Origin of the sequence: Metabacillus sp. B2-18, assembly GCF_021117275.1 — a bacterium.
Classification (GTDB): Bacteria; Bacillota; Bacilli; order Bacillales; family Bacillaceae; genus Metabacillus.
In genome coordinates this window covers 663,673-686,925 of record NZ_CP088245.1, presented here as the reverse complement: position 1 = coordinate 686,925, position 23,253 = coordinate 663,673, and the positions used below count along the sequence as shown (strand labels likewise).

At 36.2% G+C, this 23,253-nt stretch carries 29 protein-coding genes; 7 read left to right on the top strand and 22 right to left on the bottom strand.

The window, feature by feature from the left end; all coding sequences use genetic code 11:
* Window positions 1-18: 18 nt before the first annotated feature.
* Window positions 19-915 (bottom strand): YitT family protein, encoded by an 897-nt coding sequence (locus tag LPC09_RS03590; protein ID WP_231308998.1) that lies wholly within the window; start codon window positions 913-915, stop codon window positions 19-21.
* Between the two features lie 283 nt (window positions 916-1,198).
* Between LPC09_RS03590 and LPC09_RS03585 the strand changes: the two genes are divergently transcribed.
* Window positions 1,199-1,849: a cobalamin B12-binding domain-containing protein gene (locus LPC09_RS03585; protein ID WP_231308997.1), complete on the top strand. Its 651-nt coding sequence runs from the start codon at window positions 1,199-1,201 to the stop codon at window positions 1,847-1,849.
* A gap of 5 nt (window positions 1,850-1,854) precedes the next feature.
* Window positions 1,855-2,598 (top strand): STAS domain-containing protein, encoded by a 744-nt coding sequence (locus tag LPC09_RS03580; RefSeq protein WP_231308996.1) that lies wholly within the window; start codon window positions 1,855-1,857, stop codon window positions 2,596-2,598.
* A 108-nt stretch (window positions 2,599-2,706) separates the two neighbouring features.
* On the opposite strand, the gene LPC09_RS03575 is transcribed toward LPC09_RS03580, so the two are convergent.
* The 6 genes from LPC09_RS03575 to LPC09_RS03555 all read right to left on the bottom strand — a co-directional run bounded on the left by LPC09_RS03575 (window position 2,707) and on the right by LPC09_RS03555 (window position 7,488).
* On the bottom strand, window positions 2,707-3,345 hold the full coding sequence (locus tag LPC09_RS03575) for a class F sortase (RefSeq protein WP_231308995.1): 639 nt from the start codon (window positions 3,343-3,345) through the stop codon (window positions 2,707-2,709).
* 66 nt (window positions 3,346-3,411) lie between these two features.
* A complete protein-coding gene (locus LPC09_RS03570; RefSeq protein ID WP_231308994.1) occupies window positions 3,412-4,767 on the bottom strand; it encodes a copper amine oxidase in 1,356 nt (451 codons plus the stop codon).
* Between the two features lie 135 nt (window positions 4,768-4,902).
* Window positions 4,903-5,859 (bottom strand): hypothetical protein, encoded by a 957-nt coding sequence (locus LPC09_RS03565; protein ID WP_231308993.1) that lies wholly within the window; start codon window positions 5,857-5,859, stop codon window positions 4,903-4,905.
* Window positions 5,860-5,975: 116 nt separating this feature from the next.
* Window positions 5,976-6,104 carry a hypothetical protein gene (locus tag LPC09_RS27275; protein WP_255301522.1) on the bottom strand — a complete coding sequence of 43 codons (129 nt, stop codon included), beginning with the start codon at window positions 6,102-6,104 and terminating at the stop codon, window positions 5,976-5,978.
* A gap of 92 nt (window positions 6,105-6,196) precedes the next feature.
* A complete protein-coding gene (locus tag LPC09_RS03560; protein ID WP_098795245.1) occupies window positions 6,197-6,931 on the bottom strand; it encodes an anti-sigma factor in 735 nt (244 codons plus the stop codon).
* Window positions 6,928-7,488 (bottom strand): RNA polymerase sigma factor, encoded by a 561-nt coding sequence (locus LPC09_RS03555; RefSeq protein ID WP_098795244.1) that lies wholly within the window; start codon window positions 7,486-7,488, stop codon window positions 6,928-6,930. The genes LPC09_RS03560 and LPC09_RS03555 overlap by 4 nt, the downstream gene beginning before the upstream one ends.
* 201 nt (window positions 7,489-7,689) lie before the next feature.
* Here LPC09_RS03555 and LPC09_RS03550 point away from each other — a divergent pair, with 201 nt between their 5' ends.
* On the top strand, window positions 7,690-9,381 hold the full coding sequence (locus LPC09_RS03550; RefSeq protein WP_098795243.1) for a catalase: 1,692 nt from the start codon (window positions 7,690-7,692) through the stop codon (window positions 9,379-9,381).
* A gap of 51 nt (window positions 9,382-9,432) precedes the next feature.
* On the opposite strand, the gene LPC09_RS03545 is transcribed toward LPC09_RS03550, so the two are convergent.
* On the bottom strand, window positions 9,433-10,416 hold the full coding sequence (locus LPC09_RS03545; RefSeq protein WP_098795242.1) for a Gfo/Idh/MocA family protein: 984 nt from the start codon (window positions 10,414-10,416) through the stop codon (window positions 9,433-9,435).
* 164 nt (window positions 10,417-10,580) lie between these two features.
* On the opposite strand from LPC09_RS03545, the gene LPC09_RS03540 reads away from it, so the two are divergent.
* Together LPC09_RS03540 and LPC09_RS03535 are read left to right on the top strand one after the other, a co-directional pair.
* The gene (locus LPC09_RS03540; RefSeq protein WP_098795475.1) at window positions 10,581-12,020 is read left to right on the top strand and encodes a DDE-type integrase/transposase/recombinase; all 1,440 of its coding nucleotides are present in this window, start codon (window positions 10,581-10,583) and stop codon (window positions 12,018-12,020) included.
* A 445-nt stretch (window positions 12,021-12,465) separates the two neighbouring features.
* Window positions 12,466-13,323, top strand: coding sequence for a Cof-type HAD-IIB family hydrolase (locus LPC09_RS03535; protein WP_098798381.1), 858 nt, complete (start codon window positions 12,466-12,468; stop codon window positions 13,321-13,323).
* Window positions 13,324-13,383: 60 nt separating this feature from the next.
* Here the strand turns inward: LPC09_RS03535 and LPC09_RS03530 are convergent, their stop codons facing one another.
* The 3 genes from LPC09_RS03530 to LPC09_RS03520 all read right to left on the bottom strand — a co-directional run bounded on the left by LPC09_RS03530 (window position 13,384) and on the right by LPC09_RS03520 (window position 15,239).
* Window positions 13,384-13,869, bottom strand: a complete 486-nt coding sequence (locus LPC09_RS03530) for a PCYCGC motif-containing (lipo)protein (RefSeq protein WP_098798397.1) — start codon at window positions 13,867-13,869, stop codon at window positions 13,384-13,386.
* A 101-nt stretch (window positions 13,870-13,970) separates the two neighbouring features.
* Window positions 13,971-14,444: a hypothetical protein gene (locus LPC09_RS03525; protein WP_098798382.1), complete on the bottom strand. Its 474-nt coding sequence runs from the start codon at window positions 14,442-14,444 to the stop codon at window positions 13,971-13,973.
* 18 nt (window positions 14,445-14,462) lie between these two features.
* Entirely contained in the window at window positions 14,463-15,239 is a 777-nt protein-coding gene (locus LPC09_RS03520) for a hypothetical protein (RefSeq protein ID WP_098798383.1), read from the bottom strand.
* A 175-nt stretch (window positions 15,240-15,414) separates the two neighbouring features.
* On the opposite strand from LPC09_RS03520, the gene LPC09_RS03515 reads away from it, so the two are divergent.
* Both LPC09_RS03515 and LPC09_RS03510 read left to right on the top strand, forming a co-directional pair.
* Window positions 15,415-15,735 carry an ArsR/SmtB family transcription factor gene (locus LPC09_RS03515; protein WP_098798384.1) on the top strand — a complete coding sequence of 107 codons (321 nt, stop codon included), beginning with the start codon at window positions 15,415-15,417 and terminating at the stop codon, window positions 15,733-15,735.
* A gap of 71 nt (window positions 15,736-15,806) precedes the next feature.
* Entirely contained in the window at window positions 15,807-16,205 is a 399-nt protein-coding gene (locus tag LPC09_RS03510; protein ID WP_141549709.1) for an ArsI/CadI family heavy metal resistance metalloenzyme, read from the top strand.
* 57 nt (window positions 16,206-16,262) lie between these two features.
* On the opposite strand, the gene arsC is transcribed toward LPC09_RS03510, so the two are convergent.
* The 11 genes from arsC to LPC09_RS03455 form a co-directional block, all read right to left on the bottom strand.
* Complete coding sequence (gene arsC, locus LPC09_RS03505; protein ID WP_098798386.1) at window positions 16,263-16,682, bottom strand: arsenate reductase (thioredoxin); 420 nt, start codon at window positions 16,680-16,682, stop codon at window positions 16,263-16,265.
* A gap of 24 nt (window positions 16,683-16,706) precedes the next feature.
* Window positions 16,707-18,005, bottom strand: coding sequence for an arsenic transporter (locus LPC09_RS03500; protein WP_098798387.1), 1,299 nt, complete (start codon window positions 18,003-18,005; stop codon window positions 16,707-16,709).
* 14 nt (window positions 18,006-18,019) lie between these two features.
* On the bottom strand, window positions 18,020-18,391 hold the full coding sequence (locus LPC09_RS03495; RefSeq protein WP_442920013.1) for an ArsR/SmtB family transcription factor: 372 nt from the start codon (window positions 18,389-18,391) through the stop codon (window positions 18,020-18,022).
* Between the two features lie 134 nt (window positions 18,392-18,525).
* Complete coding sequence (locus tag LPC09_RS03490; protein ID WP_231308992.1) at window positions 18,526-19,302, bottom strand: sulfite exporter TauE/SafE family protein; 777 nt, start codon at window positions 19,300-19,302, stop codon at window positions 18,526-18,528.
* A 64-nt stretch (window positions 19,303-19,366) separates the two neighbouring features.
* Window positions 19,367-20,494 (bottom strand): MBL fold metallo-hydrolase, encoded by a 1,128-nt coding sequence (locus tag LPC09_RS03485; RefSeq protein WP_098798390.1) that lies wholly within the window; start codon window positions 20,492-20,494, stop codon window positions 19,367-19,369.
* Between the two features lie 239 nt (window positions 20,495-20,733).
* The gene (locus tag LPC09_RS03480; protein ID WP_098798391.1) at window positions 20,734-21,309 is read right to left on the bottom strand and encodes a sulfurtransferase TusA family protein; all 576 of its coding nucleotides are present in this window, start codon (window positions 21,307-21,309) and stop codon (window positions 20,734-20,736) included.
* Window positions 21,310-21,358: 49 nt separating this feature from the next.
* Window positions 21,359-21,655: a rhodanese-like domain-containing protein gene (locus LPC09_RS03475; RefSeq protein WP_098798392.1), complete on the bottom strand. Its 297-nt coding sequence runs from the start codon at window positions 21,653-21,655 to the stop codon at window positions 21,359-21,361.
* 15 nt (window positions 21,656-21,670) lie between these two features.
* Window positions 21,671-22,033 carry a rhodanese-like domain-containing protein gene (locus LPC09_RS03470; RefSeq protein WP_098798393.1) on the bottom strand — a complete coding sequence of 121 codons (363 nt, stop codon included), beginning with the start codon at window positions 22,031-22,033 and terminating at the stop codon, window positions 21,671-21,673.
* Between the two features lie 45 nt (window positions 22,034-22,078).
* Complete coding sequence (locus LPC09_RS03465) at window positions 22,079-22,558, bottom strand: DsrE/DsrF/DrsH-like family protein (protein ID WP_231308991.1); 480 nt, start codon at window positions 22,556-22,558, stop codon at window positions 22,079-22,081.
* Between the two features lie 47 nt (window positions 22,559-22,605).
* Entirely contained in the window at window positions 22,606-22,833 is a 228-nt protein-coding gene (locus LPC09_RS03460; protein WP_098798395.1) for a sulfurtransferase TusA family protein, read from the bottom strand.
* Between the two features lie 82 nt (window positions 22,834-22,915).
* Window positions 22,916-23,179 carry a metal-sensitive transcriptional regulator gene (locus LPC09_RS03455; protein ID WP_098798396.1) on the bottom strand — a complete coding sequence of 88 codons (264 nt, stop codon included), beginning with the start codon at window positions 23,177-23,179 and terminating at the stop codon, window positions 22,916-22,918.
* Window positions 23,180-23,253: the final 74 nt, after the last annotated feature.

The window sequence follows — 23,253 nt, the reverse complement described above, 5'->3', positions numbered from 1 at the left end:
ACTATAGAGTTTCTATATTTAATGAATATCTTTCTTTTTAAATCGGCCACCTCTTACTTCAGCAATATTTGCGACAGCCAAAAAGGCGGACTCGTCTAAATCTTCAACGATTGATTTTAATTTGGCTTCCTCCAACCGCGTAATCACACAGAAAATCACTTTTTTGTTATCACCAGTGTATGCACCTTCACCGTTTAAAAATGTAACACCACGACCTAAACGAGCTAGTATTGCATCACCAATTTCTTGATAATTATCACTAATGATCCATGCTGATTTTGATTCATCCAAACCTTCAAGTACGATATCAATCGTTTTAAACGCTATAAAATAGGCGATTAAAGAATACATTGCTCTGTTCCATCCGAACACAAATCCAGCACTACCAAGAATAAAAATATTGAAGAACATAATAATTTCTCCAACTGAAAATGGTAGTTTTTTATTGAAAAGAACAGCCAATATTTCCGTACCATCCAGAGATCCACCGTACCTTAGAACAATTCCTACTCCTATACCAAGAATGATTCCACCAAATACTGTTGCTAGAAGAACATCCTCTGTAAAAGCAGGAACAGGGTGCAATAAAGCCGTTGCTACTGATAAAACAGATATGCCAAATACTGTAGAAAGGGCAAAAGTTTTCCCTATTTGTTTATATCCTATAAAGAAAAAAGGTATATTTAAAAGGAAAATAAATAGTCCAAGCTTCATACCAAGCAAATGCGATAATATAATCGAAATCCCTACTATACCACCATCAATAACCTTATTAGGCACTAGAAAGATTTCCAAGCCGACTGCCATTAAAACAGCACCTATAAATATAAAAAGTGCTCTTTTAATAATTTTGGATTTAGACAAACCTTGATGCTTTTTCATTTGTTTCTGGACTTCCATCGGTATTTCTGCCATCAAATTCCCCCTTTATTACTTGTACATTGTAATTTTATATAAATGTTTTTGACTTCTTATCATATCTCTATATTATACCCTAGAATAGGGTATAAGTGGATTAATACGCTCCTCTTCTATTATTGAATCGTATTGTTCATGTCCTGATATCCAAGAATCCTAGTTTAATAAACATCATGTCTGAAAGCTATAGGAAAAATATGATAAGATAATAACGAAGCAAAAATTTACCTATCTAATGAATGAAAGCTTTATCAGACCCTTTCAAAAATGAGGTGAGATCATGGCATGGAGGGTTCATGAATTTGCCCGTTTCCTTCTTGAAGGAAATCAAGATGCAGCATGGGAAATCTTGATTCACGAAGTTAATGAGGAGAACACTCGTAAAGAAGTATTTGAGGAACTCATTACAAAAGCTATGCAATATATTGGTGATCTTTGGGAATCAAATCAAATAACTGTCGCTGATGAACATCTTGCTACATCGACTTGTGAATACATACTCGCAAGGTTTAACTACTATACAAAAAACAATCAATTTTTGCACTTGAAACCAAAGAAAGCAATGTTTTTATGCCTAGAAAACGAACAACATGATATTGGACTCAAAATGGTCGCACAACTGTTTGAAGAATATGGCTGGAAAACAAAATTACTTGGTGCAAATTTACCTTTAGAGTATGCCGTAAAGGCAGCTGACAAATGGCAACCAAGTGTGATTGGACTTTCTTTTTCGATTTGGTATCATGCAGAAATTCTTAAAACTTATATAAAAGTTTTAGAGGACCTTCCACATAAGCCTACTGTTATCGTTGGAGGTCGTCTATTATCAACATATGACTTTACCTCGCACTGCTCTAGCAAAACAAAATTATTTCCATCTCTAACAGAACTTCAAGGATGGCTCGCGCAACATTCAATACAAGGAGTGTAACTTTCATGCTTACAATCAAACACATCCCGCTTCCTTATTTCACTATTGATCAAGAGTTTAATATACTTGAAGCCTCTGACTTTGCTTGCGATATCTTTGGTGAGGCATTAAACTTCTTAGATATTGTTGATATTGAAAGCAAGAGAAAAGCCCAATCTTTACTTTCAGAGAAGGTCCTCACAACAGAGATTGTTATGAAAACTCAAGAATCACCTTATGCTCTTTTTCAAATTAAGGTGAACTGGGAATACAATCAAGGTCATTTAATTTGTATAGAACAAGACAATCGAATTCAAACTCTTATAGACACCGTTGAACTTCATCGAAGGCGACTTTCTGAAACGAACTTCGAATTGCTAGAAAAGAAAGAGCAGCTTGAACAATCTCTTACAAAAATCGTCGAATTATCGGCACCTTTTATATGTCTAACAAAAGGGCTTGTTCTTGTACCGTTGTTTGGCGAATTAAATGAGAATATGATTAGATTAAATCATTATCGTTTGTTATCCGAGGTTTCCCAAAATCAAGTAGAACGTGTTTTATTCGATTTTCATGGAATCGGGGAGATAAAGAAAGAGGGTATTCAAACATTCAAAACACTAGTAACTGAGTTAAAATTAATGGGAACAGATTCTTACATGATTGGTTTATCCCCTTCACATGCAAGATTAATTAATCAATTAGGTATTAAAGCAGGTACTTCGTATATGAAAGATCTACATGAAGCTATTAAAACGTTTATTGTGTAAATTAGATAGAAGAGGATTTAAGCTCAGACACCAATTAGAATTCTTATAAATAAAGATCTAACCATTTTGGTTAGATCTTTTTATGTTACCCTATGCCGTTTATTATTCCTAATCTACTTCAACTAATTCCGTATATACGACTAACCTTTCCTCATGTGTCCCTTTTTCCCGATTAAAATCACCTGTACATGTAATTAGATTTAAATTACTTCGGTAAGAAAAACCAAATATTTTATCTACAGGTGCAGATTCAGTGTCAAAACTCTTCTTATCGTAAACAATAAAAGTAAATTTCTCTCCATCTTCATTCATGACATGAACTTCATCTCCAACTTCTAGTTTATGAAGATGATAAAAAATGGCCGGACCTGTTTTACTATCCACATGACCTGCTAAAACGGCATTACCTTGCTCACCTGGTAATATGCCTTCTTTATACCATCCAACCTGTTCAAATTTTTCTGGAACACCCATTTGTCCATTTTCAAGTAAGCCTACCTTTTCAATGTCGGCACTCACATCAATAGAAGGTATACTAACTTTGAATGGTACGATTCCTTCTCTATTGTCTTTAATAATTGGACTATCAATCTCGTCGTTTTGGTACTGATGGGTTATTTTCTGTTCTGATTCTGCAGTTGTCTGTATCGTTTCAATGTGTGATCCCATTTCTTCATTAACACTCTGAGCTCCTTGGCAGCCAACAATGAATATACTGAGGAAGGCAAATAGGTAAATGCGTTTCATTGCATACACCTCAATTTTTTAAAAAAATTACGGTTTCGCAAATTGTGAAACCGTGTAAATTTCCTTTTAATTCTTCGCAAATCTTTTTCGAATAACAAGACCAAGACTAACTATAACAGCAAGCACTAGCCCATATGCAGCAAAGTCTGCGGCGTTCATGCTGTTTGCTGTTCCACCCATACCTGTTTTAGGCATTTCTTCAGGCATCATGGACTTAAATTTATCAGGGAATTGATCAACAAATGCAGCCGATAAACCTTTTGCAGGATTTAGCATATGTGCATATGCCCAGCGAACATCTTCATATGCTTTCTCATAATCTCCAGCTACATATGAATCAAATGCAGCAATAAGCTGATTAACATGCATTTGTAATCCATCTGCAAGAGCGTCAGATTGTAAACGTCCTTCGGTTGCTGTTTCTAAGAATTTTGAAAATTCCCCTCTATAACCATCTAGTTTTTCCAAAGCCTGTGCTTTCGCTTCCTCATCACCAGCACCTGTTGCTTTTACATATTCAACAAAGAAGCCGATATGATCTGACCACATTTTCTTGAACTGTTCTCCTGCTTCAGCTCCATAAACAGATGAGATAGCTGCGGTTAAATCTTCTGTATTTGCATTTAAGGCATTTGCAGCTGCTTCAAAATCATCAGCACCGTCTGCTCCTTGTTGCATAGCGACGACAGCCAATCCTGCATGCTCCGTTAATAGATGATTTAAAGATGCTCTAAGATCTGCTGCAGGTGTTACTGCCTTTGTTTCCTCAAATTTATCTGGATATTGATCTGCTATGGCATTTGATAGACCTTTTGCAACCATATGCATATGATTAATTGCTTCTCTTTCATATTCATAAGCTTTCTCATAATCTTTTGCTAAGTAACGATCAAATGCACCTACAAGCTGATTAACATGCATTTGTAATCCATCTGCCAAACTACCTGCCTCTAGTCGTTCACCGGTTGCTGTTTCAAGAAATTGAGAGAATTTTTCACGGTAAGTATCTAAATTCTTTAAAGCTTCTTCTTTTTTCGCTTCATCATTTTCTCCAGTAGCTGTTACATAATCAACAAAGAAGCCGATATGTTCTTCCCACATTTGTTTAAACTGCTGACCTGCTTCATCTCCATACACAGATGTAATTGCTTTCGATAAATCCTCAGTATTTGCATTTAATGCCCCGACTGATGCTTCAAAGTCCTTTGTTCCTAAGGCACCATTTCTCATTACCTCTACCGCGAGATATGCATGCTCACTAAGCAAGTGGCCCAAGGTTGTTCTTAGTTCCACTGCTGGAGTTTCTACTGATGGAGCTGTCATTGCGGAATGATTAGAATGATCCTGCGCAAAAGCTCCTTGAACTGGTACTAATAATGATAAACTTAATGGTACTGATAGAAGTGTTTTTTTAAGATTCATTTTTAAATTTCCCCTTTCTGGTTTTCTATTAAGCTAACGAAAGGGAATTTGAAATGGATCACTTTTTTTAAAAAAAGTTTTAAGTTTTTTGGTAAAGGGCAGAATTTATAGATCATTTAAGGTTTTGATTCTCAATTATGACATGTGTATGATGAGGTTTTTCTTGTGGAGACCTTTTCTGTCCTGATTTTCTCTGTATTGGGATACATCTTTCTTTGGAGGACCTTTTCTGTCCCGATTCTCTCCGTATCGAGACACATCTTCCTGCTGAAGGACCTTTTCTGTCTCGATTCTCTCTGTATCGAGACACATTTTCCTGCTGAAGGACCTTTTCTGTCCCGATTCCCCCTGTATCGAGACACATCTTTCTGCCGGAGGACCTTTTCTGTCCCGATTCCCCCTGTATCGAGACACAACTTTCTGCCGGAAGACCTTTTCTGTCCCGATTCTGCCTTTATCGAGACACAACTTTCTGCGGGAAGACCTTTTCTGTCTCGATTCCCCCTGTATCGAGACACATCTTTCTGCCGGAGGACCTTTTCTGTCCCGATTCCCCCTGTATCGAGACACATCTTTCTGCCGGAAGACCTTTTCTGTCCCGATTCTGCCTGTATCGAGACACATCTTTCTGCCGGAGGATCTTTTCTGTCTCGATTCTGCCTGTATCGAGACACATCTTTCTGCCGGAAGACCTTTTCTGTCTCGATTCCCCCTGTATCGAGACACATCTTTCTGCCGGAGGATCTTTTCTGTCTCGATTCTGCCTGTATCGAGACACATCTTCCTGCTGAAGGACCTTTTCTGTCTCGATTCTCTCTGTATCGAGACACATTTTCCTGCTGAAGACCTTTTCTGTCCCGATTCCCCCTGTATCGAGACACATCTTTCTGCCGGAACACCTCTTATGTCCCAATCCCTACCTGTATCGAGACACATCTTTCTGCCGGAAGACCTTTTCTGTCCCGATTCTCTCTGTATCGAGACACATTTTCCTGCTGAAGACCTTTTCTGTCCCGATTCCCCCTGTATCGAGACACATCTTTCTGCCGGAACACCTCTTATGTCCCAATCCCTCCCTGTATCGAGACACACCCACCTCTCCAGGACCTTTTCTGTCCCGATTCCCCCTGTATTGAGACAATATTCTCTTCAGAGACACTCCCTATAAAAAGACTGTCCCTATATATCCGGGACAGTCTCCTTCTTCATTATTTAGATCTTTTTTCGTTGTGATTTCTTTCAGCCAGATCATTTCCAAAGTCTTTATCGGTGTTAATCGCATCACTTGCTTTTTTCATTTTCTCTTGCTGATTTTTATGACTGTCTCTTTTAGCCATTCTAAAATCCCCCTTTACAAAGCATTTTTCAACAATTATTGTTTGCTAAAAAATGAGAAAAGATACCTTTAGTAAAAAGAGAATTCATCTACCTAAATACCGCCAGCTAAAACAATCTCTCCTTGTGGGGTTGGTAAATCTGGCTCTTGTTCCACTGTAATGGCTATTGTATCCCAGTCTCCTTCAAGTCCCTCTAATGAATATGTTAATGTACCTTGACCGGAATCGTTCGTTTGAAAGGCCCCGGCAGGATATGGCTGCCCTCCTTCAAGAACCCATAGTTGATAAACTTCATCATCCTGGAGCTTTGGTAAGTTAGATGCTTGTAGGAGAATCGACTTCTGACCAGCTGCTGATAAAAGAGAGGCAATTGCGATGCCATCCCCTTGACCATCTGGAGGTAGTAACGTTACCTGAGATGTTGGCAAGAACTCCTCACTTTTGGAATTTTGGGTCACTTCCCTATATAAATAAACATTTGTGGCTAGTGATAATAATAAAGCAGCAGCAAATGTTGGAATTAAAAATCTCGATCTTCCGCTTTTCTTTTTCAGTTCTACTACTTGAAGTTCTGAAACTTTTTCATGACTATCTTCAATTACCGTACTTTCGGCATATATATTCTCAAGAACTCTTGCTTTCATTCCTTTTGGAACATCAATTTGTTCAGAAAGGTAAGGTAATTCTTCCGTTAAACTCATTAACTCTTCCAACTCTTGCTTACAAGTCGAACAACTTTCTAAATGGGATTCAAATTCCTCTAATTCTTCATCTGATAATGTTCGATTGTAATAATCAATTAAAGAGATACACTGTTCATTTGTCATGTGATGTCCCTCCCTTCCTTACCTAGCATGTTTTTTAAGTGTTTTAATGCAATCCAAATCCTGCCCTTAACAGTTCCAAGCGGAATCTCACACTGATCCGCTATCTTTTGCTGACTTAATCCTTTAAAGTAAAATAATTCAATAATTTGCTGCTGTTCTATTTTAAGATTTAACATGGCCTGTTGAATTTTTTCTCGTTGTTCTTTCTGTTCTATCTTTTGCTCTGTAGAAGCTTCATCTACAACTAATGAGTCTTTCTCAATTACTTTTTCATGCGTATGTCTCTGGCGTTTTCTAATTTCGTCAATTGCTTTATTTCTTGTGATCGTTAGAAGCCATGAAGAGAATTTCCCTTTTTTCTCATCATAAAGATTTGTTCCATTCCACAGCTTCATAAAAACATCCTGGATAATCTCCTCTGACAAGGTCGTATCCTTCGTTATTCGATAAGCAAAAGAATAAACAAGTTTTTCGTAACGATCATATAACTGTTCAAAAGCAATGCGATCTTTATTGGCAGCTTTAGCATATAACGATGCATCATCCTTCTCGATCATATGAATCTCCTTTATGTTGTTTTTCTAAGAATAGCATATTATCAGATTAGCTTAATAGATATTGTGCTTTTATGATCTTAATAAGAGAACGATTACTCTATTGATTTAGATCATACAAATTTTAATAACTCTTGTATATTTTTGGTACCTTTAGCAAATAAATGATTATGTTGATTTATTTACTATATAGGAGGCTGACCATTGAAAAAGGATCATTCATATAATGAAGAGTTTGGAGCTTCTAATGATGAATCATTAGATAATAGTAAATCTGGAAATGAGCAAGATGATACATTAACAACCCGCCAAGGGCATCCTGTTATGGATAATCAAAATATCCGTACGATCGGTGACCGTGGTCCTGCCACACTTGAAAATTATCACTTCATTGAAAAAATTTCACATTTTGATCGTGAAGAGGTACCAGAGCGTGTTGTACATGCACGAGGATCTGGTGCATTTGGATATTTTGAAACCTATGGAAAAGTTGGCGATGAGCCTGTAGAAAAGTATACGCGCGCAAAAGTATTTTCTGGAGCTGGGAAGAAAACACCATTAATGGTTCGTTTCTCTACAGTAGCAGGAGCTAAGGATTCTCCTGAAACAGCACGTGACCCACGCGGCTTTGCGGTTAAAATGTACACTGAAGAAGGAAACTGGGATCTTGTTGGGAACAACCTTAAAATTTTCTTTATTCGTGATGCAATGAAGTTTCCTGATATGATTCATGCTTTTAAAGCAGATCCAGCTTCAAACGTTCCAAATCCAGAGCGTATGTTTGATTTTGTTTCCCGTACACCTGAGGCAACACATATGATCACATTCCTTTTCTCACCATGGGGCATTCCAGCTACATACCGCCATATGCAGGGATCTGGTGTAAATACATATAAATGGGTTAATGCAGAGGGCAAGGCAGTGTTGGTGAAATATCACTGGGAGCCTAAGCAAGGTATTCGAAATTTAACTCAAGAAGAAGCTGACTCAATTCAAGCAAAAAATGTTGGGCATGCAACACAAGATTTATATGAGGCCATTGAGAGCGGAGATTATCCTGAATGGGAGCTTTTTGTTCAGATCATGGAGGATGATTACCATTCTGAACTCGATTTTGATCCTCTTGATGATACGAAACTTTGGCCAGAGGATAAGTTCCCATGGCTACCTGTAGGACGTATGGTGTTAGATCGTAATCCAGTGGATTTTCATGCTGAAATTGAACAAGCAGCTTTTGGTACAGGAGTTCTTGTTGATGGTATGGACTTTTCAGATGATAAAATGTTACAAGGTCGTACCTTCTCATACTCAGATACACAACGCTATCGTGTTGGAGCAAACTATCTGAAATTACCTGTGAACGCACCTAAAGCACCTGTTCGCACAAATCAGCAACGTGGACAAATGGATGTGCGTGACCCGAAAGAGTCCGGAGATAATCCTCATATTAACTATGAGCCATCAATGCTCGGCGGTTTTAAGGAAGCAAGTAGAGAAGGTCGTGCACCACATCAGCCAACATATAATGCTGCAGCAATGAGTGCACCAATTGATCGACCTAACAACTACGGTCAAGCTGGTGACACATACCGCAGTTTTGAAGAATGGGAGCGCGATGAATTAATAAAAAACCTTTCTGAAGCACTTGCAGCATGTAATAAAAAAATTCAAGATGCGATGATTGAACACTTTACACAAGCTGATGAAGATTATGGGCGTCGTGTGAAGGAAGGCATTGAAATGAAAATAAAAGAAATGAAAGAAATGAGTATGGGTGAAGTCCCAGGTCGTGAATCAGGCACGTCAAAATATGGCCAAGGTGGACTAGGTTCATTAGCTGCAAATGAAGCTACAAAAGACGCTGTAAAGAAAAGTCACGAAGCAGATCCTTATTAAGACTAAATGAAAAAATGGGTCAGTTCCCTCTGTTGGGAACCGGCCCATTTCTTATTTATCAGCTGGATAAACTAAGCCAATTTGCTTACGAGCAGCTTCAATTACTGTAGCTGTTATTAAAGAGTTTTGATGAGAATTTATTTCTGATTGATGCTTACCTTGAGTAACAAGTTCAATAAATTCTTTAGCTTCATAATACATGCTTTCAGTATCCTGAGACTGCGTCAGATCCTCTACTGTTCCATCTTTATATTGAATCTTCACACTCTCAGGTGTATGTATTTTATCAATAATGATACTACCATTTTCACCTTGTATTTCCGAAGGAACATATGAATTCGTAATTTTTGAATACATGATAACCGCATCCATCTCATCATATGTGAGTAGGATACTTCCTTCTCCATCAACACCTGACTCAAGCATATAGCTTGAGGATTTGACTTCCTTTGGTTCTCCGAATAAAGTAATTGCAGGATATATACAATAAATTCCGATATCCATTACAGAGCCATTTGAAAACTCCGGCTTAAAGGCATTTAATACAGTACCTTCTTTATATTTGTCATAGCGTGAAGAATATTGGCAGTAGCTTGCAAAATAACGTCTTACTTTTCCAATCTTATGTAAGTTTTCTTTTATAGCTAAGAAATTTGGTAATAGAGTCGTTTTTAATGCTTCCATTAAGACAACATTATACTTATTTGCAGCCTTAATCATTTCACTTACTTCATTTTCATTAGAAGCTATAGGTTTTTCACACAATACATGCTTACCTTTTTCCATACAAAGAATCGCTTGAGAAGCATGCAATGAGTTTGGACTTGCAATGTACACCGCATCAAATTTATCGCTGCTTGCGAATTCCTCTAATTCTGTATATATATGCTCAGCAAGGTGTTTGTCTGCAAACTCCCTTGCTTTTTCAGTTGTTCTTGAGTATACAGCTGTTAAAGAAAAACCTTCTACTTTTTTTGCAGCTTGGATAAAACTTTCTGTAATCCAATTTGTTCCGATAATACCGAATCGAACCATACTTACCCCTCCAATATGTACTTCGTATTGTCAAAACTTCTATAAGAAATAGGTTATAAAATATCTCCATAGAGGGCTTTATAGGCAAAAAAATTGCCACCCCCTAAATTCTTTGGATAATTGAGGTTACCACACACCCAACAACCAAGAATGGAAGTGACAATTTGTACCCTCAAATTATAACCTATTTATTAACTTTTATAAACTATCAAGAACAACTCATTCGAACATTGCTTACTTTATTGATTGGTAAAAGCATGTTCGATAAACCTACTGAACAGCCCGTAAATAAACCTTATCGAAAACTTCAAGTGGATGACCTTCCGGTCATTGAAGTTCTAGAACAGCTTGATTATCGAGTTCTTCTTAGTGAATATCTAGAGAAGAACGGGAAAGCTCTCAAACCTGTTCAAAGGCGTAAGAATGCAAAAGTTTCCGTACCTAAAGCCATGAACTGTCCAAAGTGTGGTGCTCCATCGGATTATCTTTATGCCAACAATGGAGATAAAGGTCAGTATCAATGCAAGGTGTGTACAGAACTTTTCAGTGAAAAGAACCGTTACTCTAAGGAGGCCATCCTGAAGTGTCCTCATTGTTCCAAGACTCTCGAGAAAATAAAAGAAAGAAAAGATTTTCACGTGTTTAAGTGCAAGAACAATGACTGTTCTTATTATCAAAAGAAGCTCAATGGGATGACTTCAAAAGAAAAGAAAAGGTTCAAAAAGGACCCTCAAGCATTTAAATTGAGATACATTTTCCGTCAGTTTTATATCGATTTCCAGCCGTTATCTAAGGAATCACCAGAACTGCCGGCCGTGGACTTATCAAAGATTTATGCATCCCCACATACATTAGGATTGATCCTAACCTATCATGTAAACTATGGCCTTTCGGCCCGTAAAACAGCTGCGATTATGCAGGACGTACACGGAGTGATGATTTCACATCAGACTGTATTGAACTACGAAAATAGCGTAGCTTTATTACTTAAACCTTATGTGGATCACTATCCCTATGAACTTTCAGACCAATTCTGCGGTGATGAAACGTATATCAGAGTAAACGGTCGATGGCATTATTTATTTTTCTTTTTTGACGCCGTGAAAAAGATTATTCTTTCGTATCCGGTGTCGCCTAATCGAGACACAGCAACAGCCATTCGAGCAATTGATGAGGTCTTAATCAAGATGAAAGAGATTCCAGAAAATCTGACCTTTGTGGTAGACGGGAATCCAATCTATCTTTTAGCCCAACATTTCTTCGCTCAACATGAGATTTTATTCGATGTGAAGCAGGTCATTGGATTAACCAATGAGGACCCTGTTTCAACCGAATATAGACCAATGAAACAAATAATTGAGAGACTTAACCGCACCTTTAAGGGCAATTATCGCTCCACTCATGGATTCGGCTCTGAACATGGTTCCATTTCATACGTCACCTTATTTACGGCCTACTTTAACTTTTTGCGTCCGCATGCCGCCTTAGAAGGAAAAGTGCCCGTAGTGAATCCAGAACTCAAGGGGCTTCCAACAATGCCAGCACGTTGGACAAAGCTCATTGGATTAGCACAACAATGGATAGTAGAACAAAGACAAGCCTAACTTTTTGTTTAGCTGAGCCCTTAAGCTAATTCAGCAATCGGCGGAGCGAACTCTTGACAAACCGAACTTGCCAATGGTTTAAAATGGAAACAACCAAGGGCTTATTTGGTATGCCTTCTTTTGTTCCCTTCGCCCTTGTTAAACAATCCACAAACCATTGGCGTGTTTGTCAAGAGAGATTGCGGCGCATCTCCATCCAGTAAATAGGAGAGAAGCTAACCCTTTAGGTAGTTTTCATAAATCTTTTGACACTACCATGTACTTTCTTCTAAGTGCAAGTATATCTTTTTTTCAATAAAAAGAAAAAGAAATCAATAGATATTTTAAATTTTATTATCTTTTCAAACGTTTTTCTAATGATTTCAATGAAAATATGTCATAATAAATAATTGAGTGAATACTAGATCCTACATACATATTGAATATAAAGCAAAGGAGAAACGAGATGAAAAAATTAATCGCAATTGATCTAGATGGGACATTATTATCGTCTAATATTGATATTTCAGCTGAAAACATTCAAGCCATTCAAACTGCTCAACAAGAAGGTCACATTGTTATGATTTGTTCAGGTCGAGCACCAGAAGATATTAAGACGGTAATTGATAAAACTCCACTACAATGCCCTGTTGCCGGAAGTAATGGCACAATGGTTATCGCGGACGGAAAACTATTAAGTCAAATCTCAATAAACAAAGATATTGTCAAAAATGTAGCAGAAGTCCTTAACCAAAAAGAATATCCATTTAAAATTTATAGTAATAAAGGGATTTTTGTTGCTTCTACATGGTCTGAACGAATGCTTTCATTCCTTGAAAAAAATCAAGAAATCTTAAATCATTTAACACCTAAAGAATATAAGCTTATGACGGAGCAACCAAAGGAAACGGATAGTATTAAAATATTTGATGAGTTAGAACCGGTGTTAGCGATTGAGGATCTTACTATTCAAAAATTCTTTATCCCAACCATCTCTGGGAAAGAAGAGCTCATTTCTTCATTAGAAAAGTTTGAAGGAATTTCGATTACAACGTCTGGTCCGTTTAACATTGAAATTATGGATACAAACGGACATAAAGGGAACGGAATACGAGTAATGGCTGAATACTTTAACATCCCAATCGAAAACACAGTGGCAATTGGAGATAACTTCAACGATGTTCCTATGCTTGAAACAGCAGGCTTATCAATTGCTATGGGGAACGGCGATCCAACTGTTAAAGAAATGGCTGATGTTGTAACACTTACGAACAATGAAAATGGTGTTGCCCATGCTATCAAAAAATTTGTACTTGAAGCTTAATCATACAAAAGAGCTAACAAATTTAACTACTTGTTAGCTCTTTTGATTATTATCTTATGATCATACTTCAGGTGTAGGAGTTGGCTTTGCGTAACCTTCTTTATACATATTATCTATTTTTGCTCGTATCTCTTTTACTGTATTTCCATTTTGATAGTCAACAATGGATTGAGCAGCTATTTCTAAACATACTCCGCACTTTGTTCCATGATCATCCCAAACAACTGCACCGTCTTCCTTATTTTCAAACACAAAACAATCATAGTTATTTTTATGATTTGCTGTTTCACCACATCCACAGTAACAAGGAATGTTTTCAAGTAATTCTCGATGTGCTGCTGATGCTTTATAGATTGTCTGCATATCTTCAGACTTATCGGCTAAAAAGGCTGGTAAAACATCAATACTTGCCGTTTCCTCACGAATATCAGATATTGTGCCGTGTTGTTCATGATCTTCATGATTTTCTTCAAGATCAGTGTTTGCACAGCCTGTTATAAGACTACCTATTAACATTATCATTAATATCTTGTTATATCTATTCATATCATTTGCCTCCGAATATTGTCTTTGCCAAGCTAATTTTAACATGATTTTTATAATCAGAGACAAAGCGGATAAAAAATTTTGTAGGTAACTTGAGGAAATCATTCTATGTTCTCTTCTCTATCTAACGTAGCAATTCCTAATGCAAATTGATCCCATAACACCTTTTTAACTTTATCAACTTGAGCGTCCTGACAATGAACCATAACAAAAACTTCGGTAAGATTCGTTTTTGTTAAAACATTTTTCGTCTTGTGCCTTGTATATAACAAATCAAATAGAAAACCGATTAATAAGCCTCCTACTAAACCTATAAGTGCACAAAAAATTGGCCCTATCGGTAATACAAACCCGTAAATCCCGCCTATTAGCATAAATATCGCTCCCAAGATAGCCGCAAAATCAACTAAACTCTTCCCATCAGAGCTGTAAATAGAATCAAATAGCCTCGTATTTTCAGTTCTTTTATCTAATGGTATAACTAATATTTCTTCTTTTTTGATTCCTTCATTTTCTAGATCAGCAACAGCTATTTCCAAACCATCAGAAAACTCAAACGAAGCTACAACATACATACTTTATTCCACCTCAAATTAAATTGGAAACTTAAAGCGCTTGCTTTGATAATCACTCTTAAAATAACCTGCCTGCTCCCGCTCATAGATTTTATTATATTCAATTGTATTCACATAGGCGTCGTAAGACACAAAAGCATACAATGAAGGAATATATAAAAACCATTGAACATCCAAGCATTTCTTTGCAGCTTCAAAATCGAATATCATCGTGTTTTGAATCGCCGGTAGTAAATTAGAAAAATAGGTAATAATGACAAAACCTACAATAAAAATGATAGATGTTACTATACGATTAATATAGAGATGCCCGAATCCTGGTGCTAAAAATGACCAAACATAAGCATGTATTGGTTGCCTTTTAACCAAAATGTTCAGCTCGAGTCCCGAGATATTTGTTGCCACTAAATCATAATCCTTCCTCATGCCAAGGGTATACCTTTTGTTTAACTGGACCGTTCTTGTGTAGCTGTCCCAAATAGTAAACACATAGACAGTGATGTACATTAAAAACCATTTTTGATTAAGAACGGCTGAGGCCGTGTTAAATTCACCAATCATGGAATAATAAATAGCTGTATTAATTTTTGCTTTATTATTAATAAATACTTCCCAAAATAACAAATTAAAGCCCACAAGATATTTACATAACATAAGATGTCCCAAGCCCGGAAATGCAGCAGTCCACCAAGCATTTACCCATGGATTCCGGGGGTGTAGAAAATTAATAGTAAATGAATCAATATAGGTCATGACATGGCGCTTTGATTTGTTTTTTAAATAATCCTTTTGCATCTTCAACCTCGACTTTTTTTATTATTTGTTTCCTTAAATAAGAAATATATTACACACAAAGATATCTCTCTTATTTCTTAAACATCAATTTTTTTTGATGAATTATATTGACAGTTGTAATTTTTGGATATATGATTAAACCATCAAAAAAAATTGATTAAGAAAAGGTGTTTCCATGAAAGAAGAAATAAACTTACAAGTTTCTTTAGAAAAAACCTTTGAAATGTACGAGGGAAAATTTAAAGCAATTGCTGATAAAAAGAGACTACAAATCATGAACCTTCTTACACAAAAAGGTGAAATTAACGTTAATGATCTTGCACCAATGGTAAACATGACACAATCAAAGCTGTCATACCATTTAAAAATACTTTTAGATGCCAACCTCATCTTAAAAGAAACAAGAGGTACATTTAACTTTTACAAACTTAATCTAGAAGAAGTAAACCACCTTTTATCAGCAGAGCTCTGTTGCCTATTTAGACCTACTTGCTGATAAAAATTTTTTGTACTATAAATCAATTTTTTTTGATAAATTAATCAAATTATTTTGTTACAGGAGGTTTAATAATGAAAATTCATATTGGTTTAAATGTAACAAATTTAGACGCTTCCCTTGTCTTTTATTCTAAGATCTTTGGTACAAAACCTGTAAAGGTAAAACAAGATTATGTGAAGTTTTTATTGGAAGATCCAGGCCTAAACTTTACGTTACGACAAGTAGATCGTATTGAGGGTAATCATATAAATCACTTTGGTTTCCAAATATACAGTACAGATGAGTTAAATCAACATAAAGAAAGATTAGAAAAGGAAGGATTCTTCTCACGTAGTGAAAACAATACAACTTGTTGTTATGCAAGGCAGGATAAATTTTGGATCACTGATCCCGATGGACACGAATGGGAATTTTTCTTAACGAAAGAAGACACTGAAGTAGACACCGTTCATACTTGTTGTGGTTAATATATTAAAGAAAAAGCCGAGAATTTCTCACGGCTTTTTCTTTATTAGAATGAACAATTATTCTCCTGTTTTTGCAAACCTCTCAATTCTTTCACTAATTTCATCTCGAACACGCTGGAAAAATGCCCACTTCTCCTCATCTGTCCCCTCGGCTTTTGCTGGGTCATCAAATCCCCAGTGTACACGTTTAATATGCGGAGGAGTTACAGGGCAATTATCTGCCGCATGACCACATAATGTAACAACTAAATCAGCATTATTTAAAATTTCAGGATCAATTACATCAGATGTTTGAGTTGAAATATCAATTCCTGCCTCATTCATTGCTTTCACTGCGTTGGGGTTTAGGCCATGTGCTTCTAAACCTGCACTTTTCACTTCCCACTCATCACCTAAGTGTTTTTTTGCCCATCCTTCTGCCATTTGGCTTCTGCAAGAGTTTCCAGTACATAAGAAGTAAATTGTTTTTTTAGACATGATAGTTGCTCCTTTTTAAGTAGATTAATGAATGATAAGTAACCAGATATATAAGCCAACAAGTGTAATAAACAATGTTGGAATGGTTAAGAGTATTCCTGTTTTGAAGTATGTCCCCCAAGAGATTTTTACACCTTTTAATGATAAAACATGCAACCATAATAAAGTAGCAAGTGATCCAATTGGCGTAATCTTAGGACCTAAGTCAGAACCAATGACATTGGCATAGATAAGTGCTTCTCTTATGACACCTGATGTATTCGTATCTGAAATAGCTAAGGCATCAATCATAACAGTAGGCATGTTATTCATAATAGAAGATAAGATTGCCGCAATAAATCCCATGCCTATTGTTGCAGCAAATAATCCTTGGTCGGCTGTAGCTTGAATTAAGTCTGCTAAAACATCTGTTAATCCAACATTTCGTAAGCTGTAAACAACTACATACATACCAATTGAGAAGAATACAATTGCCCAAGGGGCACCTTTGATAACGTTTTTTGTGTTAACTGCAGGACTTTTTTTAGCCATAATTAAAAAGAAAATCGCTATTATACCAGCAATAATAGATACAGGAATTCCAATAAATTCACTTGCAAAATACCCAACAAGTAATATTCCCAAAACAAGCCAAGATAACTTGAACATTTGTTCATCTCTAATGGCATCTACAGGCTTTTTCAATTGTGATAGGTCATAGTCTCTCGGAATACTGTTCCGGAAGAATAGAAATAATACTAAAATACTTGCACCTAATGAGAAAAAGTTAGGAATAATCATTCGAGATGCAAATTCAACAAATCCAATTCCGAAAAAGTCAGCTGATACAATGTTTACTAAATTACTAACGACTAATGGAAGCGATGTTGTATCAGCAATAAAGCCACTAGCAATGATAAATGGAAAGACCATTTTTTCACTAAAATTTAAATTTCTGACCATAGCTAGAACAATTGGTGTCAAAATTAAGGCAGCTCCATCGTTTGCAAAAAATGCTGCAACAATTGCACCTAAAATACTTACATAAATAAACATCTTTACCCCGTTTCCACGAGCCGCCCTTGCCATATGTAAAGCTGACCACTCAAAGAAACCAATTTCATCTAATATAAGAGAAATAATGATAATAGCAATAAAAGCTAAAGTTGCGTTCCAGACAATAGATGTTACATCCAACACATCTTTAAAATCTACAACACCCACAAGTAGTGCTAAAACAGCACCACCGCATGCAGACCAACCAATAGATAGTCCTTTAGGCTGCCATATAACTAGGGTAAGTGTGATTAAAAAGATAATGGATGCGAGAAATACTGATGTCATTCGTCATCCTCCATTCATTCACATGTGATGCGTAGTCCTTGATCTTCTAATTCTTTAATACGGTAATCTTGATTCGGAAGGTGTTGAAGCAGGCTTTGAACGACTGGATAATAGTCACTATCTTTATTCAGAGAATAGATAATCCACTGACCTCTTCTCAACTCTTTCACAATGCTAACATCTTTTAATTTTCGTAGATGTTGACTAATAGCCGGCTGACTAGTTTTAAAAATAGCAACAAATTCACAAACACAGCAGTCATTTGAATCTAACATTTTTACCATTGTTAGTCGTGTTTTATCACCTAATAGTTTCAGAATTGATGCTGTTTTCTCTAATTCAATTGTAGTTTCCAACAACCATTCCCCCCTAAACTTTATCCGCATATTAATATATAATAATTTACTTATATAATCAACAAAAAGAACTCGTTCCCTACTAAGTCATTTTATGTTTACATAATAGCCCATAAAAATACGGTTCAAATTCGTTTTGAACCGTACCGTCGGGTTTACTTTTTCTAAATAATGTCTATCCAAATTTTAATAGCCGTTGCAAAGATTAATAAAGCCAAAATAACTTGGAGAACTTTTGTGTTTACCTTTTTCCCTGCCATAGCTCCTAATGGTGATGAAATTAAGCTTGCAATTACCATAATAGCAGCTGGACCGTAATCTACTTGCCCAGTGGTAACTTTTCCTACAGTTACTCCAATAGATGATATAAAAGTAATAGCAAGGGAAGAGGCGATCGTCATTCTAGTTGGAATTTTTAGGACAACTAACATGATTGGTACTAATAAAAATGCTCCAGCTGCACCAACAATCCCTGCTCCAACACCAACGATTAAGGCTAGGATTGCTGCAAGCCACTTGTTAAATTTCACCTGTTTCAACGGAGTGTCGTCAATCCCCTTTTTAGGAATCAACATCATCACTGCTGCGATTAAAGCTAGAATACCGTATATAAGATTAATGCCACCTTCTGACATTAGTTTTGACCCATATCCACCTATAAAACTACCTACTAAAATACTTGTTCCCATATAAATAATGAGTGTTTTGTTTAAATATCCACCTTTACGGTATGCCCAAACACCACCAATGGTCGCAAAAAATACTTGAACAGCACTAATACCCGAGACTTCATGAGCGCTAAAAGCTGCCAAACCGAATAAAGGTGGAATGTATAATAGCATTGGATATTTAATAATAGAACCACCAATTCCTAGCATACCTGAAATATAAGAACCTACAAAACCGATTAAAAAGATCGTTATAATAAAAGCGATATCCATGCTTGTTACCTCCCATTTAGAAAAGGGAACCTTCCTTAAAGGTTCCCTTTATGTGCTTAGGTCTTTAACGAACCGCACAACGATTAGGTCCAATTTCCATTTCACGTTGTGTTTGTTCATCTGGAGTGATTTTCCCCATATTTATTTCGCGTATTTCTTGATACGCATTCGGTTGTGGCGGTAAGTTCTCAGTTACTAGCCTCCTAAACTCATTTTCATCTTCAATATTTAAACCATGGTTTTGCGCAAATAAAGTTCCTAATTTTTCTGTCACACTTCCATCATCATTTAGTTCGTCGATGATCATGAAATGCGCAGGTAATACAATTAAATCCTCTGAAAGTTCACGATAGCGAGAATATAAGCTTTCTCTTAAATCTGCCACCCAATCTTCAGCCATTCCTGCTAAATCTGGTCTGCCAATTGAATCAATAAAAAGAATATCTCCTGATAACAAGTAGGATGAATCCACAACGAATGATGTTGAGCCAATTGTGTGGCCTGGAGAATATAAGGCATGAATATCAATGGCAGTATTTCCGATTGTCACTGTATTGCCGCCATGTAATGGGCTATACTCGAATGTTACATCTGTCGCATCCTTTGGTGGCAACCAGTATGTTGCACCAGTATTCTCCGCGATTACTCGACCACCTGAAATGTGATCCGCGTGAAGATGAGTGTCAAATACATGAGTAATCGTTGCATTAATTTCTTTTGCAAAGTTCAGATAGGTAGAAGTCATACGAGTCGCATCAATTATTGCCGCTTCTCCATCTGAAACAACCATATATGATAAACATCCTTTTCCAATACGAACAAACTGATAAATTTCGCCGCCATCTTTTAACTCTCCTATTTTCACAGGCTCTAAGTGTTCGCTCCAAGCTTTCATACCGCCAGCCAAGTAAGAAGCATCTAGACCTTCTTCGGAAAGCATTTCTGCTACCATAATCGAAGATCCTTCTTTCGCACACACAACTATTACATCTTTATCTGAAGGAATACTTTCTAAAATTTCTTCTACACCATCTAGTAAATCGAAATATGGAATGTTAAGATAATCAAAGTTTTCTCCTTCAATCTTCCAATCTTGAAAATCACCTTTATTACGAACGTCAAGAATAAATAATGCCTCTTTATTAAAAACCTTTTTTGTTACTTCTTTTGAAGTCATCGCTTTAACCGCCATCCAAATTACCCCCATAGGTATGTTATAGTTCAAAAAAATTTATCTTATATTCTTTTAATAGAATCAATTTCATAATGTATCATTTGTTACCAAAAAACGTATGAATTTCACATATATTAATGTTTTTATCCGTGTTGTTGATTATTAACATGTTCAAGGTGAAGGAAAATGTTCGTTTTTTGATTAAAGAGTCATAATTATGAAATTAACTCAATAACATAATAAATTAATTATTCTTTTTACTTAGTTAAGTTGGAAGTAATTCCAGACCATTCATTCATACCAGGCACTACATTATTAACCTTAGCGAAACCTTTTTCAGCTAATTTTTGAGATGCGAGATCACTGCGACTTCCAGTACGACACACAACATAGATTTCATCATCTTGATTCAACTCGCTTACACGCTTTTCCAATTCACCTAACGGAATAGAAATTGCGTTAGGAATATGGTTAAATGCATATTCAGCTGATTCTCTTACATCTAACACTACAATGTTTTCTCTTGCTTCTAGCTTTTTCTCTAGTTCTTCATTACTTGTTACATGTGGATGTTTTTTTTCAATCGTATCGTCATTTGAAGATTTCCGTAGGTAATGTTTTAGAACATCCCCTTCTACAAGAGTACCAAGATATTGATGACCGGAGCTTTTTGCCCATGCTTGGATATCAGCCTTTGATCCTTTATCTGTAGCTTGAACCTCTAAGACCTGCCCTGCTTCGATTTCATTCATTGCTTTTTTTGTTCTTACTATTGGCATTGGACACGCTAACCCTTTTGCATCTACTAAGAAATCTGTTTTTAACGAGTTCATAAATAAAGATCCTCCCTTTACCCAACAGGGTATTTTTTTGCGAAAAAAATTAGTTTGTCTCGCCTTCCCAGTCAAGCATTCCACCGGTCATATTAGTCACATTAAATCCTTGGTTTTCTAAGAACTGATATGCACGACCACTTCTACCGCCTGATCGACAAACCAATATATATTCTTTTGACTTATCCAGTTCATTCATACGAAATTCTAATAACCCTAATGGAATATGAATAGAACCAGGAATTTTCCCAGCTTCCACCTCTTCCACTTCTCTCACGTCAATGATGTTTACACTTTGACCTTGAGTTAACATATTTTCTACTTCTTTTGCCTTAAATTGTTTCATTTTAATAGCCTCCTTTTATCTCCAAGCGCTCATACCGCCTTTTACATTTGTTACATTGGTGAATCCTAATTTTTTCAACATTTTACTAGCCTTTTGACTTCGCATACCACTTTGACAGATCACAATAACTTCTTTGTCTTTAGATAATTCATTCCTGGCTTTTTGACTGAGTTCATGAAGAGGGATATTTTTAAATTCTTTAATGCGATTCCCAGAAAATTCACCACGTGTTCTCACATCAACAAACTGCTTATTTTTATCTTTTAATTCATTTTTCAATTCAACTGTCGAGATATGTTTTACTCCTTTAGCAGGGATAATCCTGTTCAAGATAAAAAGTACGAAAAGGGCAATGACGATATAGTTGATGTATTCCACCTTATTTTCCTCCCTACATACTTAGGGGAGTATCCCCTATATTAATTAGATAAATAAATTCACATTTCCTTCTTCTGCATCTGCTAAGTATGCTGCAACACCAGCATAATCAATATTGTCTAACAGTTCTTCTTCTTTAAGGCCTAGTAAATCCATAGTCATCGTGCAAGCTACTAGGTTCACCTCTTGTTCTTGTGCCATTTCAATTAAATTTGAAAGAGGCATTGCATTGTGCTTCTTCATCACATCTTTGATCATTTTTGGACCGAAGCCAGCAAAGTTCATTTTAGACAATCCCATTTTTTCTGCGCCTCTAGGCATCATCTTGCCAAACATCTTTTCCATAAGACTTTTCTTCACTTGTATATTTTCATCTTTACGTAAAGCATTTAATCCCCAAAATGTATGAAAGATTGTTACTTCATGATCATAGGCAGCCGCACCGTTCGCAATAATATAGGCGGCCATTGCTTTGTCATAATCACCACTGAATAATACAATCGTTGTTTTTTTCTTTTCTGTCACAGTCGTTCCCCCTCTACCCCTAAGGGTATATAATTCTTTAAAATTTTTTATCCTTTTTTAATCCAAAATTTCAATACTTGATCCTCTTCCACATGCTTTAAAAACTCATGACCACCAGACTTAGCCCAAGCAGTTAAATCATTTTTTGCTCCTTTATCTGTTACATGAATCTCTAATACTTGACCAGATTCTAATTCATTCATAGCCTTTTTTGTTTTTACGATTGGCATTGGACAAGCTAAACCTTTTGCATCTAAAACTTTATCTATATTCATTGAGTAATCCTCCTAAATTTTAATTACCTTTACCCCTACGGGTATATAATAGTATAAATAAAAAAGAGTGTCAACCTATTATTTAGCGACTTTTTACAAGTAAATTTACAGCTTCTTTCACTAATTCTTCTGTACTGTGTTCTCCAGTTTCTTCAGCATGACGAACACATTCAACTAAGTTTGAACTAACAACAACCCCGATTGTTCGATCAATCGCTGTTCTTGTTGCAGACAACTGCGTAATAACTTCCTTACAATCTTTTCCTTCTTCCATCATACGTAAAATACCTCTAAGTTGACCTTCAATTCGCTTTACTCTATTTTTCATTTGATCATTATATTCCATCTCAATACCTCCTTTACCTAAATTTCTTTTATATAAATCAAAGATACATTCTGGTAAGCTACCTCGTTAGTAAC

Coding starts and splice junctions, on each gene's coding strand:
- LPC09_RS03575 (WP_231308995.1), bottom strand. CDS start 3,345: ATGAAACGCATTTACCTATTTGCCTTCCTCAGTATATTCATTGTTGGC.
- LPC09_RS03545 (WP_098795242.1), bottom strand. CDS start 10,416: ATGGTTCGATTCGGTATTATCGGAACAAATTGGATTACAGAAAGTTTT.
- LPC09_RS03520 (WP_098798383.1), bottom strand. CDS start 15,239: ATGCAAAAGGATTATTTAAAAAACAAATCAAAGCGCCATGTCATGACC.
- LPC09_RS03535 (WP_098798381.1), top strand. CDS start 12,466: ATGAAAAAATTAATCGCAATTGATCTAGATGGGACATTATTATCGTCT.
- LPC09_RS03530 (WP_098798397.1), bottom strand. CDS start 13,869: ATGAATAGATATAACAAGATATTAATGATAATGTTAATAGGTAGTCTT.
- LPC09_RS03495 (WP_442920013.1), bottom strand. CDS start 18,391: ATGCGGATAAAGTTTAGGGGGGAATGGTTGTTGGAAACTACAATTGAA.
- LPC09_RS03555 (WP_098795244.1), bottom strand. CDS start 7,488: ATGATCGAGAAGGATGATGCATCGTTATATGCTAAAGCTGCCAATAAA.
- LPC09_RS03490 (WP_231308992.1), bottom strand. CDS start 19,302: ATGGATATCGCTTTTATTATAACGATCTTTTTAATCGGTTTTGTAGGT.
- LPC09_RS03500 (WP_098798387.1), bottom strand. CDS start 18,005: ATGACATCAGTATTTCTCGCATCCATTATCTTTTTAATCACACTTACC.
- LPC09_RS27275 (WP_255301522.1), bottom strand. CDS start 6,104: ATGGCTAAAAGAGACAGTCATAAAAATCAGCAAGAGAAAATGAAAAAA.
- LPC09_RS03590 (WP_231308998.1), bottom strand. CDS start 915: ATGGCAGAAATACCGATGGAAGTCCAGAAACAAATGAAAAAGCATCAA.
- LPC09_RS03580 (WP_231308996.1), top strand. CDS start 1,855: ATGCTTACAATCAAACACATCCCGCTTCCTTATTTCACTATTGATCAA.
- LPC09_RS03455 (WP_098798396.1), bottom strand. CDS start 23,179: ATGGAATATAATGATCAAATGAAAAATAGAGTAAAGCGAATTGAAGGT.
- LPC09_RS03560 (WP_098795245.1), bottom strand. CDS start 6,931: ATGACAAATGAACAGTGTATCTCTTTAATTGATTATTACAATCGAACA.
- LPC09_RS03480 (WP_098798391.1), bottom strand. CDS start 21,309: ATGAACTCGTTAAAAACAGATTTCTTAGTAGATGCAAAAGGGTTAGCG.
- LPC09_RS03475 (WP_098798392.1), bottom strand. CDS start 21,655: ATGAAACAATTTAAGGCAAAAGAAGTAGAAAATATGTTAACTCAAGGT.
- LPC09_RS03570 (WP_231308994.1), bottom strand. CDS start 4,767: ATGAATCTTAAAAAAACACTTCTATCAGTACCATTAAGTTTATCATTA.
- LPC09_RS03585 (WP_231308997.1), top strand. CDS start 1,199: ATGGCATGGAGGGTTCATGAATTTGCCCGTTTCCTTCTTGAAGGAAAT.
- LPC09_RS03515 (WP_098798384.1), top strand. CDS start 15,415: ATGAAAGAAGAAATAAACTTACAAGTTTCTTTAGAAAAAACCTTTGAA.
- LPC09_RS03460 (WP_098798395.1), bottom strand. CDS start 22,833: ATGAATATAGATAAAGTTTTAGATGCAAAAGGTTTAGCTTGTCCAATG.
- LPC09_RS03525 (WP_098798382.1), bottom strand. CDS start 14,444: ATGTATGTTGTAGCTTCGTTTGAGTTTTCTGATGGTTTGGAAATAGCT.
- LPC09_RS03485 (WP_098798390.1), bottom strand. CDS start 20,494: ATGGCGGTTAAAGCGATGACTTCAAAAGAAGTAACAAAAAAGGTTTTT.
- arsC (WP_098798386.1), bottom strand. CDS start 16,682: ATGTCTAAAAAAACAATTTACTTCTTATGTACTGGAAACTCTTGCAGA.